Here is a 1,723-nt window from a genome sequence, read left to right on the forward strand (position 1 = left end):
CCATGCGCGTTTAACTTTTAATGCCGCCCATTCCCTCTCAATTTATATCTTAGAGCTCATGGATCAGCCATAATAAATAAAGAGCACTATTCTTACATGCCATAACCATTTTCTCTTTACAGGCTTTTTGCTACCAACATAATGCTTTACCCTCTACAAAACACTCTTTGCAAATAATCGGGGTATCGTTACGATCATAGGCATTTTAGGTTTTGTCTTTTAAGACAAAAGGCTAGCAAAGCCTCCACTCCACGCATGTTTGTCTTTTTTATCCCAAAACAACATCATTTTCATCAAAAGCCTATCATAACATTTTATATTTCGAGCTAAGAGCAAGAGCAAATTTTCTTAAATCATTTTCTGGAAGCTTTTTCACCTTCTCCAGATGCTTTTAATTCTATAAGAAAGCAGCCCCTAGGTATTGTTAGCAATTAAAAAATAGGCAAGATTGGACTACAGTAGCAGGCCCTTTATGTTGATTTTTCTTGAAGGTTTCTGCCCCTTTAAAAAGATTGTGTGCCATGACGAAGAGTTTGGCTTGCGTTTTTCATTGGAAGCAAGTTTTGTAGCTTTTTTATGATATTAAGATAGAGGTAAGTTGGAAGCGTTTTTTTCACCTTCTCGCCATTTTTTATGTATGAGTGGAGATGTTCCGTTTTTTCTCAAGCCAAATTGCAGATATAAGACAGTTTTTTTTCTGAAAGACGAGGATATCTGAAAATTTTGGAGAGGACTTTGATTATTTTTGGTTCTGTTTGTAGGATTTTTTGGGTCTTCTGGAATAAGATCGTGAACGATTAGTTTCAGAAAAGGATTGGGAAGTTTGCATTTTAGAGAGGCAAAGCTCAGTTTTCAAATTTCAAACTCCAACAACATGTTTTTTAGCTTATTTTTAAGCATCTAGAATGAAGGTTTATTTTAATAAGTTCTCTCGTGAGGGACGAGATGATAGCAATAAGACTTTTCCTCATATAGCAACGCTGCTTGGCAAGGATGCAACTTGGATGTGATATAGACGGACAAATATAATATGAGTGATGGTGCATTGTAAGTTTTATAATACAAATCATCAGATCAAGAAAGAAGATATTGATAGTTTTTATAGTAGTCAGTGGGAAAAAAATCCTCACCTGTCATATTCTTATCGATAGCACTCGAAACAGAGTGGAGTGATAACGCTTCTCATATTTTTGCAGTCCAAGAAATCCAGATTCAAAGGATTAATCTGTTTGATTGAGAAAACAGTCAAATAGATTTGAGTCCTTTTGAAGAAAAAGGAGAAGCTACGCTTAAGAAAAAAAACCGAAAAAGCTTTTAGATCATCAACAAGAAGCGCTTAAAGCTTGTTCTGTGAGGAGTTCTAAAAGAAGCAGACTGTTGCGAATTGATTATGGCGTGTAGGACGAGAAAGACCTTACTAGTCTTAAAGATAGCAGAAACTCTTGCTGGGAAAGGCAAGCGTATTTTATTTTTTGTACTCTCTCTTTTTAATATCCCAAACGATAAGAGAATGACAGCAGATACAGAACCACCCTTACGTTTTTTTTCTGTCTGTTCCGATACACAAGTTAGCAAACCTGATAAAAACCAAGATTCTACTGCAATGGATACATAACTTCTACTACCAGCTACGGATGAACAAGAGCTTTTTTTCAAGTTACTTTGAGAGGCATCAGAGAATTTTTGAGAGGAATCTAGGTTAAGCGCTATTTTTTGCACTCTA

At 35.7% G+C, this 1,723-nt stretch carries 1 pseudogene; it reads left to right on the forward strand.

Annotation, left to right across the window (positions count from 1 at the left end):
- Positions 1-1,040: 1,040 nt before the first annotated feature.
- Positions 1,041-1,609 (forward strand): annotated as a pseudogene (locus ACFIKE_RS10135) (DEAD/DEAH box helicase family protein); the annotation flags it as partial.
- Positions 1,610-1,723: the final 114 nt, after the last annotated feature.

It is taken from the genome of Bartonella sp. MU70NMGDW (assembly GCF_042194085.1).
GTDB lineage: Bacteria > Pseudomonadota > Alphaproteobacteria > Rhizobiales > Rhizobiaceae > Bartonella > Bartonella grahamii.